Origin of the sequence: Pseudonocardia sp. Ae150A_Ps1, from assembly GCF_001932315.1 — a bacterium.
In the GTDB taxonomy this organism is placed as follows: Bacteria; Actinomycetota; Actinomycetes; order Mycobacteriales; family Pseudonocardiaceae; genus Pseudonocardia.
On sequence record NZ_MCIJ01000001.1, the window covers coordinates 587,574 to 601,644 of the forward strand.

A 14,071-nucleotide genomic window follows, 5' to 3' on the forward strand; every position below is an offset into this window, starting at 1 on the left:
TCGGCGCGAGCTGTGATCAGGGGGCCCCGCGGGCGGTCATCAGGGGGCCAGCAGCAGCCACAGCGGCCCGGCGACGAGTGCCACCGCGACCACACGGACCAGCCACCGCACCGCCGCGGGCAGCGGCGCCGGCGGGGCGGTGACCCGGTCGATCCGGGCCTCCAGCGCGTCGGTGAACGACGACAGCGCCGCCGCCGGGGCCGACCCGCCGACGGCCTTGAGCGCCGTCGCCAGTTCCGTGGGGTCGCAGAGCTTGCGGGCGACGTCGTCGGCCCGCATCTCGATCAGCCGGGCGACGGCGAGCTGGGCGCACACCATCCCGCGCACGAACGGCGCCGTCGCGCCCCACGCGACGAACGGGAGGACCACCAGGTCGTGCCGTTCCCGCAGGTGGGCGCGCTCGTGGGCGAGGACGGCGACGACACCGGGGGTGTCGAGGGCGTCCAGCACCCCGGCCGACACGACGAGCCGCGAGCTGCGCCCGGGCAGGCAGTAGGCGACCGGGACCGGGTGGTCGAGCACGCGGGTACCGGAGGCGTACGGCCAGGGGGTGGCGAGGACGTCGAGCAGGTCGCGGTGGCGGCGGCGGGCCCGCAGCGTCCGGACCGTGGTGACGAGCAGGACCGCCAGCAGCCGGATCAGCAGGCCGAGCGCGATCAGCAGCGCGCCCACGTGCAGCGGGTCCATCGCGGCGGGCCAGCCGCCCGACGCGAGCGACTCCCGGAACGCCCACGCGGCGGCCGGGAGGCTGTCGCCCATCGGGGACAGCCCGTAGGCCAGCCCGGCACCGAACAGCGAGATCCCCCCGCCGAGCCCGACGGCCTGCCACAACAGCAGGGCCCCCACCGGGTCCCGCGCGGGCCAGCGGGCCCCCGCGAGCGCACGACTGAACGGCTCGGCGAGTGCCAGGCCAAGCAGCCCGAGTCCCAGCGCGATCAGCTCCATCGCGTCACATCGTGGCCGAACCTGCGGCGGCGCGCTGCACGACCCCTCCGATTCGACGGGGAGCCGGGCGGCCGGACCGGTGGCCGCGTGCGCTCAGCCCAGCAGGTCCCGGAGCCGCGAGCGCTCCTCGTCGGACATCGTTCCGAGGAAGCGGGCGAGCGCGGCGCCACGGTCGGACGCGTCGTCCAGGGCGTCGCTCATCAGCTCCGCCACGTGGTCCTCGCGGCTGGCCACCGGGCGGTAGTGGTGCGCCCGGCCGTCGCGGATCCGCTGCACCAGCTGCTTGCGCTCGAGGCGGCCCAGCACCGTGAGCACGGTGGTGGTGGCCAGGTCGCGGTCGGCGAGCTGGTCCTGCACCTCACGCGCGGTCATGTCCCGGTCGGTCTCCCACAGGACGTTCATGACCGCTCGCTCCAGCTCCCCCAGACTCGTCACGCGACTCATCCTACGCGAACCGTTCTACGGTGTGCAGAAAGGCTCCGAGAGAAACGTCACACCCGGTTGCACGGCAGGACATCCGCCGGTCACCCACGGTCCGGTGCGGACAGGAGGCTCAGTGCACCTGGACCTGGTCGCCGACCTGGAGGCCGTCGAACCAGACCTTCGCGTTCGCCTCGTCGAGCTTCACGCACCCCGCCGACGGCGTGTCCATCCGGCCCTGGTGGAAGGCGACGCCGCCTTCGGCGAAGAACACCGACCAGGGCATCTGCGTCCAGCTCTCCCGGCTGGTCCACTGCTCGGCCTTCCACTGCACGCCGAACGTCCCGCGCGGGGTCGGGTCGGACGCGTCGCCGGGGCGCATCGGCACCGGCCCGGTGACGACGGCGCCGTCCTCGATCAGCCAGGTCGAGCGGACGGCGACGTCCACGCACGCCCGCGCCGACGCCGTGCACGGCGTGCCCGGGACGAGCGCACCGGAGGCGACCTGCGGTGCGGACGCGGGGGCCGGCTCGGCCGAGTCGGACGACGGCTCGGCGATCGCGACGCCCGCGGTGAGGGCGGCGGCCAGCGCCAGCACCCCGGCCAGGGAACCGATCCACCGGCCACGCCGGATCCGTCGCTGCATCCGTCCCGTCCTCCTGTCGAGCCCGGCCGGCGGCGACTGCCGTCCGTTCCGGGGCGACGACCACGCGGACTCGACGCCCTCCGCGATCGTCTGCTTCCGGAGGGTAGTCGAAGAGGATCTTCATCCGTGCGGGGGGTCCGCACGCGTCCGGACGGGCGTCAGCGGCCCCGGAAGGCCGGCGTGCGCTTCTCCGCGCGGGCCGTCCGGCCCTCGGTGATGTCCTCGGCCTGCCAGCAGGCGTCGAACTCGGCCTGCAGGTCGGCGACGACACCGGGGGCGGTGTCCCCGCCGCGGCCGAACGCGTTCGCGGTCCGCTTGTTGTAGGCCAGGGTCAGCGGGGCCATCGTGGCGATGTCGGCGGCCAGTGCCAGGGCGGTGTCCCGGTCGCCGAGGGTGTCGGCGAGTCCGCGGGCGTGCGCCGTCGTCGCGTCGAGCGTCGCGCAGGCGAGCAGCAGGCTCCGTGCGGTGCCCCCGCCGGCGATCTGCACCAGCCGCTCGATCGTCCAGGGGTCGACGGCGAGCCCGAGCCGCGCCGTCGGCAGCCCGAACACGGCCTCGGGGGCCGCGACCCGCAGGTCACAGGCCAGCGCGAGCTGCAGGCCACCGCCGATCGCGGGGCCGGTGACCGCCGCGACGACCGGCATCGGCAGGTCGGCGACCGCGTGCAGGCCCGCGTAGAGGGCGTCGAGGAACTCCTCGGTGTAGACCTAGCCGAAGTCGGCCCCGGAGCAGAACGCCGGACCGTTCCCCGCGACGACGACCGCCCGCGCCCCGTCCGCGCGGACCTGCTCCGCCGCCCCGACGAGCTGCCTGCAGGTGGCGATGTCCAGCGCGTTGCGCCGCTCGGGGCGGTTCAGCTCGATCAGCCCGACGCCGTCGGTGGTGCTCACGGTGATCACGCACCGGAGCCTAACCCGGGCCGCTGCGGGTCCCGTCGGTCCCGGTCCGGGGCTCCGGCGCCTCGTGCCGGGTCCCGCCGCTCAGCTCCCGGGCGAGCCCGACGGCGAGCTGGTCGATCCGCCCCAGCAGCCGGGCGGCCGCGAGCCGCCGGAGCCGGTCCCCGGGCGGGGCGCCGGCGGCACTGTCGCGGGTCCGCGGATCGGCCGGTGCGACCCAGCCCGCGGTGTCCGTGGCACCGTGGCCCGCGGGCAGCGCGCCGAACGGGTCCACCGCCCCGCCGGTCCGGCCGGTCGCGGGACCGGAGGACGCCGCGTCGGCCTCCGCGGCGTCGATCAGGTCCTCGGCGGACCCGACGCCGTAGTCGGCGGGACTCGTGCCCGGGGCGTGCTCGCGGCGGGCCGCCGGGCCCCAGCCGTCGACGAGGATCCGGCGCAGGCCGTCGACGTTCTGCCGGACCCGGTCGGTGGCCGGGTCCAGGCTCGTGGCCCACTCCGGGACGTGTGCGACGGCGGCCTGCGCGGCGAGCAGCCGGGTGTAGTGGTCCAGCGCGCCGACCACCCACACGGTGTGGTGCACCCCGCGGCGCAGCGGCCTGCGGGCGACCGGGTCCTCCAGCGGCCGGGCGCGCTCCCGGACGGTGGCGACGGCCTCGTCGACCTCCCGCGCCTTCTCCAGCGGGTTCTCCCCCGGCCGGCCCAGCGCCCGGTCCACCGAGCACCGCAGCGAGACGTCCACGGCCGTCAGCGCGTCGTCGAGCGCCTCGGCGAACGCCGTCCGGGACCGGGTGGGGAGGATCAGGTAGGCGGCGAGCATGCCGAGCGCGCCGCCCACCACGGTCTCCTCGACCCGCAGCAGCATCGTCTCCACGCTGAACTGGCCGATCACGCCGTAGAGCAGCGCCAGCACCGCGGTGATCCAGAACGCCATCATGGCCTGCGAGATCCGGACCAGGTACAGCGCCAGGAACACGCAGGCGAAGAGCAGCAGGAGGCTGGCGACGAGGTTCCCGGCGACGAGCAGCGCCAGCAGCATCCCGGCGACCACCCCGCCCGCGGTCCCGACCGCCCTGGCCCAGCCGCGGCTGAGGACGTCACCGCGGCTCGCGGTACCGGCGAACACGACGAACGCCGCGATCACCGCCCAGTACCAGCGCGCCGGGGAGATCAGCTCGCCGACGACGATCGCGAGGCTGGTCGCGACGCCCACCTGCACCGCCTGCCGGGTGTGCAGCTCGGGCCCGCCCTGCAGGCCCGCGCCCCCGGTGTCGTCGTCGGAGGGGTCCTCCCCGGGTGCGTCGCGGCGCCGCGCGATCCCCCGCCACGCCTCCTCGATGGTGGACTGCACGGCGTCGGCGAGCCGGAGCACGGCGAACCCGATCCGCTGCTCGCGGGCCTCCGCCCCGGTGCCACCGGGCCGTCCGACGATCTCGCCGACCGCCTCCCGAGCCTCCTGGTAGAGCCTCGCGGCGATCGCGCGCGGGGTCCCGACGGCCGTCGCCGCGGCCAGCGCCCGCACCCCCGCCGCGAGCGCCTCGCGGTCCGGGCCGGGGATCGGGTCGTGATGCTCGACGGTCCGCCGGATCGACATCGCGACCCGCTCGGCGGCCAGCTCGGAGTCGACGATCCACTGCCGCAGCCCGGCGATCTCGGTCTCGGCGTCGTCCGGTCCGCCGGGACGGGCGCCGCCGGGCAGGTACACCGGACGCCGGGCGGCCGGGTCGTCGTCGGCGTCGTCGAGGCGGTCCGCGACGGCCAGCGCCGTCGCGTTGAGCCGGGCCTGCGCACGGAGCAGCGGATCGAGATCCGGGTCGGCGAGACCGCCCCCGGCTCCTCGAGGACGTCGACGGCGGCCAGCAGCAGCACGTGCAGGCGGGCCTCGAAGGACCGCACGAGCGCCTCGAGCACGACCTCGACCCGGCGGGTGAACACCACGCAGCGCAGCAGGAACGTGCTGCCGATGCCGACCACCGCGCCGGCCAGCAGGTAGGGCAGCTGGGCGGGCCCGGCCTGCAGGAACTGCACGAAGAAGTACGGCATGAACGCGGCCATGCCGAGGGCGACGCCGCGCGGGCCCCACCGCCGGACCGCGACGGCCACGATCATGACCAGCACGAACACGACGTCCGCGACGACCCGGTGCCCGGACAACAGCGCCGAGAGCGTCGCCGAGGCGCAGGCCGGGAGCACCATGAGCGCCGTCGTCACCCGGCGGCGGCGCAGCTCCGGCTCGTTCACCGCGAGGTTGCCGACCATCGCCAGCACGACGGCGAACAGCACGATCGTCACCGGCTGCCCGGTGAGCGCCCGCAGCCCGCTCATGACGAGCGCGGCGGTCATCATCGACGCCGTCGCCACCGACGCGAGGTGCAGGCGGGTGTGCCCGGGATCGACGGCCGCCGCCCGGGAGCGCAGCTCGGCCCACCACGCGGGCCTCTGCCCGCTCGTCCACCCGCTCACGGCGGCGAGTCTGACACGCCGCCCCGACAGTGGACCGGGTATCGTCAGCCGTTCGTGCGGGCGGCCGCGGCCTCGGCCGGGACCGGCTGCGAGGACGGCGCAGCCACCGGGACGCCGATCACCGCGCCGGTCGCGGCCGCCATCGCCCGCATCCCCTGCGCGTTCGGGTGCACGGGTGCCGCGGGCGAGGTCGGGACGAGCCCCTCGGTCCACTTCACGCCGGGGAGCTGGCAGATGTCGTGGCCGACCGTCGGGCCGTAGGTGTCGACGTAGTCGAGGCCCGCCTCGGCGGCCTGCTCGGCGAGCATCCCGTTGAGCAGCTTCTCGGTGTCCCGTAGGTAGGCCGTGTCGCCGGCGCTGAACGGCGCGACCGGGTAGCAGCCGGGGCCGGTGTCCGGGAGGATCGACGGGTACCCGACGACGGCGACCCGCGCGGCGGGCGCCCGGTCCCGGATCTCGGAGAGCACGTCGGCGACCTTCGAGGAGGCGTCGTCGATGCGCGCGGCGAGCTGGTCGTCACCGCCCTCGGTGTAGAAGTCCTTGCAGGCGGAGCCGAGCAGGTTCGTCGACGACCGCGTCGCGCACTCCTGGATGATCTCGCCGAAGCCGATGTCGTTGCCACCGATGGTGAGCGTGACCAGGGACTCCGAGCCGTCCAGCGCGTCGAGCTGCGGCGGGTTCGGGCCGAGCTTCACCTCCTGCGCGGCGGTCATGTCCTCGGTGGTCGCGCCGCTGCACGAGACGTCGGTGAAGTCCGCGAAGCCGGCCGAGCGGGCCAGCACCGACGGGTAGTTGTGGTCCGAGCGCAGGCACCCGGCGGGCTGCCCGGTCTGCAGCGGCACGAGCGGCCCGGCCGCGTACGAGTCGCCGAGGGCGACGTAGCGCCCGACCGGGGCCGTGTCCAGGTTGCGCGCCGACATCGTCGTCTCGGCGAACGTCGTCGGGGCCTCCGCCTGGGCGGGAGCGAGAGCACCCATCCCCGCCGAGCTCAGCAGGGTCATGGTCGCCACGGCGAGCCACCGGGCGGGACGGGGACGGCGCACGAGCTCTCGGACCTCCGGTCGTGGGGGGGACCGGAGCTCACCGCACCGGCCTGTCCCGCCCAACGATCATCGGGAGCCGCGGTTACGCCACGTACGCCAACGGTGACCGGGACGCGCTCTCCTCCCCGGCCGCGCGCCCCGTGCTGGGCGCGGCACACGTCCCCGCGTGCGGCACCCCGTCCGCGGCCACCGCACCTCTTCCCTGGGCCCGGCACCCCGTACCCGGGTGCCGCACCCGCTGCGAGGGGTGCGGCACCGGGCGACGGGGTGCCCCGGGCCGCGGAACGGGCGGCCGGGCGGCCGAGGCGGCGGAGCGGCGGGGTGCTCGGCTCACTCCCCCAGGCGGCGCAGCGCCAGCGGCGCGACGAGCCGGTGGCGGAGGGACACCTCGTCCCACAGGGCGGGACGCGAGGGCATCTCCGCGAGGCGGGCGGCGGCCGTCGCACCGGGGTCGTCGAGCGGCTCGCGGACCCCGGCCAGGAACGCCCACTCGTGCTCCTCGCAGCCGATGTAGACCCCGCGCCCGCCGGTCTCGCCGAACACGGACCGGAAGCGCTGCCAGGCCGCGTGCAGGGTCGCGTCGCGCCAGACGGCGGGGCTGCCGGCCTGGAACACGAGCACGCCGCCCTCGGTCAGCCGCCGCGAGCAGGCCCGGACGAACTCCTCGTCGTAGAGCCGGTTGATCTGGGCGTCGGGCTCGTCGGGCCGCTCGTCGGGGAGGTCTACGAGGATCAGGTCCCAGTGCTCGGTCGCGTCGAGAACGAACCGCCTGCCGTCGGCGTAGGTCAGCCGGACCGGGCCGTCACCGCGCTCGGCCGCGGCGAGCGTCTCGGGTGTGTAGCCGTAGGGCAGGTGCTCGGCGCAGATCCGGACGGCCTCGGTGTCGATGTCGACGTGGTCGACGTGCCGGGCGCCCGCGGCGACGGCCATCTCGGACGCGACGCCCTCGGACGAGCCGACGATCAGCACCCGGTCCAGGGTGCGGGCCAGCAGCGCGCCCGGCCAGACGAGCGCCTCGTGGTACGTGAGCTGGGTGTGCTCGGCGGACTGGCGCTCGTCGTCGCAGAACAGGGTGACGCCGTGCGCGGTGTCGGCGACGACGACCTTCTGGAACCCGGTGTGCGACACGTGGTGCACGGTGCCGAGCTGCCAGCGCCGGGTCAGGTCGTCGGAGATCGGCTCGGTGACGGTGCGCGGGGCGCCGCCGCGGTCGACGACCTGCAGGGCGGTGTCGGACGCGTCCACCCGCGCGGCGAGGTTCCGCACGGCCGCGACCGGGTCGGCGCTCTCACCGCAGGTGAACACGTCGACGTGCATGCCGCCGTGCTCGGGCCAGGTGTGGATCGACGCGTGCGACTCGGCAAGCACGGCGACGACGGTCGCGCCCTGCGGCTCGAAGCGCTCGGTGACGATCTGCCGGACCTGGGCACCGGCCTCGGTCAGCGCGCCGGCGAGTTCGGTACGGAGCCGGTCGACGTCGTCGAGCACCGCCGGCGCGATGCCGCCCAGCTCGGCGAGCACGTGCCGGCCCACCGGTGACGCCGTGCTCGGCAGCGCGGGACTCTCCGATCCGGTGAGCGCGACGCTCGGATGGAGCTCTCCGGCCGCTTCGGACGGCGCGGGCGGGGTCGGCGAAGTCGAGAGTGACACGTCCGGACACGTTAAACGCCCGGCGGGACGTGTGCCCCCTCTGCGCGCCGGGCGGTGGCACGCCTCATGCCGTCCCGGCCACGACGACGTCGAGCGGGCCGAACCCGTTGAAGCCGACCGAGGCGTAGCTGGACGTGTAGGCGCCCGCGTGCAGCAGGTCGACGACGTCGCCCGCGGCGAGGTCACCCGGCAGCGCCACCGGGGTCCGCCGGTAGATGACGTCGTCGCCGTCGTAGGTGGGGCCGGCCAGCACGCACGGCCCGTCCGGCCCGCTGCGGCCCGGCACGCGAAGTGGGTAGCCGATCGCCTCCCCCTCGGTCTCGGCGAGGCCCTGGTAGCGGCCGACGTCGAGGTAGACCCAGCGACGGTGGTCGATGCCGGGCCGGCGCGACACCCGCAGCACGGTCGCCCGGAGCACCCCGGCGGGGCCGGCGATCGCGCGTCCCGGTTCGAGGAGCAGGTCCGCGCCGTCGACGTGCCCGGCGGCCATCGCGCCCGCGACCGCGGCACGAACGGCGGCCGCGTACTCGCCCGGCCCGGGGACGTCCGCGCGGTACGTGACCGGCCAGCCCCCACCGAGGTCCAGCTCGGGACGGCGCAGTCCGGCCCGTCCGGCCGTCCGGAGGGCGACGGCGACGGCCTCGGCGTAGGTCGCCGGGCGGGTCTGCTGCGACCCGGCGTGGAACGTGACCCCTGCCGGTTCCAGCCCGAGCCGGGCCGCGCGGCGGAGCAGCGCGACAGCCTCGCCGGGCAGCGCCCCGAACTTGCCGTGGAACGGGGTGGCCGACCCGGCGTCGTCGACGGAGAGCCGGACCTGCACCCGGGCCCCGGGGACCTCGGCGGCGAGGGCGTCGACGTCCTCGGCGCTGTCGGTGACGAACCGGCGCACCCCGTCGGCGGCCGCGCGGGCCGCGGCGCCGGGACCGCGCACGGGGTTGCCGTGCTGCAGCGAGGCCGGGTCGGCGCCGGCGGCCAGGCACAGCGCGATCTCGTTCTGGGAGGCCACGTCGAACCCGGCACCGGCGTCGGCCAGCACCCGCAGGACCGCGGGCTCCGGGCAGGCCTTCACCGCGTACAGGATCCGCGCGTCGCCGAACGCCGCGGCGAGCGCGGCGTGCCGTTCCCGCACGACCTGCGGGTCGAGCGCGAGGAAGGGCGTGGGACGGAGGCGCGCGAGGATCGACTCGAGACCGGGGCTGAGCACGGTCCCGATGCTCTCCCGGGCCCTCCGGACGGGCGCGGGCGGGGCGCCGCGCGGATGCCGGCCGCCGGCGCCGTCACCATCGGGCGGGGCCTTTGCTCCCGCAGGCCGGCGCCGGACCGTCCGGCGCATCCGCCGAGCACCGGGTCCGCCCCACGTCCGCCGTCGACCGTCCAGGTGAGCCGGACGACCCGTCGGGCGTGACACCCGGGCGGTCCGGCGGACCCGGACGCAACGCTCGGGGCGGCCGGTGGTGATCTAGGTTCGGGGTATGACCGCACCGAAGCCGCAACGCCGCGCACGGAAGATCGCGATGACCCCCGAGGAGGTCGCCGCGTTCCTCGCCGGGGAGCGGACCTGCCGGGTGGCGACCAAACGGCACGAACGGCCCGCACGCCACCCCGCTCTGGTACCTCTGGGACGGCGCCGACGGTGGGGCACTGTGGCTGACCTCGCTGTCGCGGTCCCAGCGGTGGACCGACCTGGAGCGGGACCCGCGGATCGCGGTCGTCGTCGACGCCGGGCACGCCTACGACGAGCTGCGCGGGGTCGAGCTGCGCGGCTCGGTCGAGATCGTCGGCGAGGTGCCGCGGACCGGGGAGCCGAACCCGGAGCTGGAGCGCGTCGAGCAGGGCTTCGCGGACCGCTACACCGGCGGGCACGTCCTGATCGACGGGCGGCACGCGTGGCTGCGGCTGCGCCCCGAGAAGATCAGCAGCTGGGACTTCCGCAAGCTCGCCCAGGCCTGAGCGCCACAGAACCGGCCCCGAGCCACCCCGAGCCACCCACCGACGCCCGCCCCTCCCGAACCACCGCCCACCCCGCACCGCCCATCCGCGGACCACTCACTCACGGACCGCTGTCCCGGAGACGCTCACCGGATGCGGCGATGCTCACGCGATCGGGCGAGCGGACACGCATCTGGTGAGCGCCACGAGCCGGGCGGCCCGAGGAGCGGGAGCGACGGGCGGTGGCGGCGAGGGCGGTGGCAGCGCGGTGGGTCAGGGGCGGCCGGTCACCAGGGGCCACAGGTCGTCCGGGCCGGCGGCGAGGGCCGCGGTGCCGACCCGGTCGGTCCAGTACGACTCGTCGCCGTCCTCGTCGCGCCACGCCCAGAGCCGGGTCGTGACGAGCCGCAGGTCGTGCTCCCGGGTGAAGCCGATCGCGCCGTGCACCTGGTGCGCGATCCGGGCCACCGCGGTGGCGGCCTCCCCGCACCGGGCCTTCGCGGCGGCGACGGCGAACCCGGTCGCCGGGTCGGCGAACCCCGCGTTCTGTGCGGTGCGGGCCGCGGCGGCGGAGGCGGCCGACGCCGCGCCGACCTCGGAGCCCGCCTCGGCGAGCATCTGCTGCACGGCCTGGAACCTCCCGATGGGACGGCCGAACTGCTGCCGCTCCCCGGCGTAGCCGATCGCCCGGGCCAGCGCCCCGCGGGCGGCACCGGCGAGCAGCAGCGACCGGGCCAGCGCGGCGCGCAGCGCGAGCTCCTCCGCGGCACCCGACGGCGCCGCACCGGACGCGAGCGGCGTCACGCCCGTCAGGGTCAGAGTGTCCCGCGGCTCCTCGGCGAGGTTGACGCCCTCGGTGACCGCGGCGGCGGAGGTGTCCAGCACCAGCACCCGGTCCTCGTCCAGGACGACGACCGCGGCGAGCGACCGCCCCCACGGCACCCGGGTGAGGGTGCCCGACACCGTGTCACCGGTGGAGGTCAGCGTCCCCCCGGCGGTCCCGCCGGGCCCGGATCCTCCGGGGGCGGGCCCGGTGACCACCGCGGTCAGCGGCCCGTCGGGCACGGTGACGCCGGCGGCCCGGGCCAGCCATCCCGCGAGCAGGTCGGTCTCGGCCAGCGGGATCCGCGCCGCCCAGGCCCCGGCCGCCTCCAGGAGGACGGCGGCGTCGTCCAGGGTGCCGCCCGTGTCCGGGGCGGTGAGCGTCGTCAGCCCGGACCCGGCGCACGCCTTCCAGGCCGCGGCGTCGAATCCGGCGGCGTCCTTGTCGTACGAGTCCGCGAAGATCGACTCCGCCAGCTCGGCCAGCTCGGCGTTGCGTGCCATCAGCGCAGTCCCATCCCCCGCGCGACGATGCCGCGCAGGACCTCGTTCGTACCACCCCGCAGTGTGAAGCCGGGTGCGTGGAGCACCGCGTCGGCCAGCAGCCGGGCGAAACCGGCCTCGGCGCCGGGATCCGGCGGGACGTCGACGAGCAGCCGGGACGCATCGACGATCTCGTTCTCGTAGCGCGTGCCGAGGTCCTTCACCAGGGCCGCCGCCAGTTCGGGGGCCTCCCCCGACTCCAGGGCTCCGGCGACGGCCAGCGACATCGACCGCAGCGTCCAGACCCGGGACACCAGCGAACCGATGCGCCGGCGGGTGCCCGCGTCCACGTCACCGCGGGCCGTCAGCTCGCTGACCAGCGCGGCGAGCAGCGGGTAGGTCGAGAGGAAGCGTTCCGGCCCGGACCGCTCGAAGGCGAGCTCGCCCGTGACCTGCGCCCAACCGTTGCCCAGCTCGCCGAAGACCCGCTCGTCCGGGATGAAGACCCGGTCGAACCGCACCTCGTTGAAGTGGTGCGCGCCGGTGAGCAGCGGGATCGGCCGGATCTCGACGCCGGGCCGGTCCAGCTCCACCAGGAACTGCGACAATCCCGCGTGCCGGTTGCCGTCGTCGCGGGGCTCGGTGCGGACGAGCGCGAAGAACGCGTGCGCGTGGTGCGCACCGGACGTCCAGACCTTGGTGCCCGACAGCTCCCAGCCGCCGTCGACCCTCTCCGCCCGGGTCCGTACCGACGCGAGGTCGGAGCCGGAGTCCGGTTCGGACATGCCGATGCCGAAGTAGACCTCGCCGCGGGCGATGCCGGGCAGGAACGCCCGGCGCTGCTCCTCGGTGCCGTGCCGGAGCAGCGAGGGCCCGATCTGCCGGTCGGCGATCCAGTGCGCCGCCACCGGGGCACCGGCGGCGAGCAGCTCCTCGGTCACCACGTAGCGCTCCAGCGCGGAGCGGCCGTGCCCGCCGTACTCCGCCGGGATCGTCATGCCCAGCCAGCCGCGCTCCCCCAGCCGTCGCGAGAAGCCGGCGTCCCAGCCGGAGAGCCACACGTCGGCCCGCGGGGTCCACGCCCCGGCCGCGCGTTCGGCGTCGAGGAACTCCCGGACCTCGGCCCGCAGGCCGGCCAGGTGCCCCGGCAGCTCCACCGGGTCGGGCACCAGCTCCGGCAGTCTGGTCAGCGTCGTCGTTGCTCCTGCCACGACCGCCATCATCACCCACGACGGCGCGGCTCGCCGGTGTCCATGCCGCTTCTCACCGGGGTACGTTGCGGCCATGACCACCAATGCTGACGAGCGCAGGGTTCTGGAGGCCGTCCCGACCGGGCTGTTCATCGGCGGGCAGTGGCGACCGGCCGCGAACGGGGCCACCGCGAAGGTCGAGGACCCGGCCACCGGTGAGGTGCTGACCGAGGTCGCCGACGCCTCCCCGGCCGACGGCATGGACGCGCTGTCCGCCGCGCACACCGCCCAGCCGGGGATCGCCGCACTGCCGCCCCGGCAGCGCAGCGAGATCCTCTACCGGGCCTATCAGCTGCTCCACGAGCGCGCCGACGACCTGGCGCTGCTCATGACCCTGGAGATGGGCAAGCCGGTCGCCGAGGCGCGCGGCGAGGTCGTCTACGCCAGCGAGTTCCTGCGCTGGTTCGCCGAGGAGGCCGTCCGGATCGACGGCGGCTACCAGGTCGCGCCGAACGGGCAGACCCGGTTCCTCACGATCCGCCAGCCCGTCGGTGTCTGCGTGTTCGTGACGCCGTGGAACTTCCCGCTCGCCATGGGCACCCGCAAGATCGCGCCGGCGATCGCGGCCGGCTGCGCGTCGATCATCAAGCCTGCCCCGCAGACGCCGCTGACGATGCTGGCGTTCGCCCAGGTCCTCGCCGATGCCGGCCTGCCCGACGGCGGTCTCAACGTCATCAACGCGACCGACGCCGGCGCCGTGATCGAGCCGATCATCCGCGACGGCCGCGCCCGCAAGATCTCCTTCACCGGCTCCACCCCGGTCGGCAAGAAGCTGCTCGAGCAGGCCGCGGACAAGGTGCTGCGCAGCTCGCTGGAGCTGGGCGGCAACGCGTCGTTCATCGTGCTCGACGACGCCGACGTCGACGCCGCCGTCGAGGGCGCCATGGTCGCCAAGATGCGGAACATGGGCGAGGCGTGCACCGCGGCCAACCGGTTCTACGTCCAGCGCGGCGTCGTCGAGGAGTTCACGACCAAGCTGGCCGAGCGGATGGGCGCGCTGAAGGTCGGCCGGGGCACCGAGGACGGCGTCAACGTCGGGCCGCTGATCGACGCCAAGGGCCGGGACAAGGTCACCGACCTGGTCGCCGACGCCGTCGCGAACGGCGCGAGCGTCGCACTCGGTGGGAAGGCCCAGGACGGGCCGGGCTACTTCTACCCGCCCACCGTGCTCACCGACGTGCCCGCCGACTCCCGGCTCAACCACGAGGAGATCTTCGGGCCGGTCGCGCCGATCACGGTCGTCGACTCCGAGCAGCAGGCACTCGACGCGGCCAACGCCACCGAGTTCGGCCTGGTCAACTACGTCTACACCCGTGAGATCAACCGGGCGCTGCGCATCGCGGAGAACCTGGAGAGCGGCATGATCGGCCTGAACACCGGCCTGGTGTCGAACCCGGCGGCACCGTTCGGCGGGGTCAAGGAGTCCGGGCTCGGCCGGGAGGGCGGCAACGTCGGGATCGACGAGTTCCTCGAGACCAAGTACGTGGCGATCGGCTTCTCCGGCTGATCCCCCGGGGTCCGCGGACC

The 14,071-nt window shown here is 75.5% G+C and carries 11 protein-coding genes and 2 pseudogenes; 3 read left to right on the forward strand and 10 right to left on the reverse strand.

Annotated features, from left to right (window positions below; translation table 11 throughout):
- Nucleotides 1-39: 39 nt before the first annotated feature.
- The 8 genes and pseudogenes from Ae150APs1_RS02605 to Ae150APs1_RS02640 form a co-directional block, all read right to left on the reverse strand.
- On the reverse strand, nt 40-945 hold the full coding sequence (locus Ae150APs1_RS02605; RefSeq protein ID WP_075295520.1) for a M56 family metallopeptidase: 906 nt from the start codon (nt 943-945) through the stop codon (nt 40-42).
- Nucleotides 946-1,038: 93 nt separating this feature from the next.
- Nucleotides 1,039-1,380, reverse strand: a complete 342-nt coding sequence (locus tag Ae150APs1_RS02610; RefSeq protein WP_010229669.1) for a BlaI/MecI/CopY family transcriptional regulator — start codon at nt 1,378-1,380, stop codon at nt 1,039-1,041.
- 118 nt (nt 1,381-1,498) lie between these two features.
- The gene (locus Ae150APs1_RS02615; RefSeq protein WP_075295524.1) at nt 1,499-2,011 is read right to left on the reverse strand and encodes a L,D-transpeptidase; all 513 of its coding nucleotides are present in this window, start codon (nt 2,009-2,011) and stop codon (nt 1,499-1,501) included.
- 158 nt (nt 2,012-2,169) lie between these two features.
- Nucleotides 2,170-2,910, reverse strand: a pseudogene (locus Ae150APs1_RS02620) (enoyl-CoA hydratase).
- 10 nt (nt 2,911-2,920) lie between these two features.
- Complete coding sequence (locus Ae150APs1_RS02625) at nt 2,921-4,609, reverse strand: FUSC family protein (protein WP_075295526.1); 1,689 nt, start codon at nt 4,607-4,609, stop codon at nt 2,921-2,923.
- Between the two features lie 802 nt (nt 4,610-5,411).
- Nucleotides 5,412-6,368, reverse strand: a complete 957-nt coding sequence (locus Ae150APs1_RS02630; protein WP_139316784.1) for an SGNH/GDSL hydrolase family protein — start codon at nt 6,366-6,368, stop codon at nt 5,412-5,414.
- Nucleotides 6,369-6,740: 372 nt separating this feature from the next.
- Nucleotides 6,741-8,060, reverse strand: coding sequence for an adenosylmethionine decarboxylase (gene speD, locus Ae150APs1_RS02635; RefSeq protein ID WP_249266182.1), 1,320 nt, complete (start codon nt 8,058-8,060; stop codon nt 6,741-6,743).
- 64 nt (nt 8,061-8,124) lie between these two features.
- Entirely contained in the window at nt 8,125-9,264 is a 1,140-nt protein-coding gene (locus tag Ae150APs1_RS02640) for an ornithine decarboxylase (RefSeq protein ID WP_075295531.1), read from the reverse strand.
- A 437-nt stretch (nt 9,265-9,701) separates the two neighbouring features.
- Here Ae150APs1_RS02640 and Ae150APs1_RS33215 point away from each other — a divergent pair.
- Nucleotides 9,702-9,785, forward strand: a pseudogene (locus tag Ae150APs1_RS33215) (pyridoxamine 5'-phosphate oxidase family protein); the annotation flags it as partial.
- 60 nt (nt 9,786-9,845) lie between these two features.
- Nucleotides 9,846-10,010 (forward strand): hypothetical protein, encoded by a 165-nt coding sequence (locus tag Ae150APs1_RS33220; RefSeq protein WP_249266183.1) that lies wholly within the window; start codon nt 9,846-9,848, stop codon nt 10,008-10,010.
- Between the two features lie 252 nt (nt 10,011-10,262).
- Here the strand turns inward: Ae150APs1_RS33220 and Ae150APs1_RS02650 are convergent, their stop codons facing one another.
- On the reverse strand, nt 10,263-11,315 hold the full coding sequence (locus Ae150APs1_RS02650) for an acyl-CoA dehydrogenase family protein (protein WP_075295533.1): 1,053 nt from the start codon (nt 11,313-11,315) through the stop codon (nt 10,263-10,265).
- The gene (locus tag Ae150APs1_RS02655) at nt 11,315-12,580 is read right to left on the reverse strand and encodes an acyl-CoA dehydrogenase family protein (protein WP_349289868.1); all 1,266 of its coding nucleotides are present in this window, start codon (nt 12,578-12,580) and stop codon (nt 11,315-11,317) included. The genes Ae150APs1_RS02650 and Ae150APs1_RS02655 overlap by 1 nt, the downstream gene beginning before the upstream one ends.
- On the opposite strand from Ae150APs1_RS02655, the gene Ae150APs1_RS02660 reads away from it, so the two are divergent.
- Nucleotides 12,579-14,051, forward strand: a complete 1,473-nt coding sequence (locus tag Ae150APs1_RS02660) for an NAD-dependent succinate-semialdehyde dehydrogenase (RefSeq protein WP_010226856.1) — start codon at nt 12,579-12,581, stop codon at nt 14,049-14,051. The two genes, Ae150APs1_RS02655 and Ae150APs1_RS02660, sit on opposite strands and share 2 nt — an antisense overlap.
- Nucleotides 14,052-14,071: the final 20 nt, after the last annotated feature.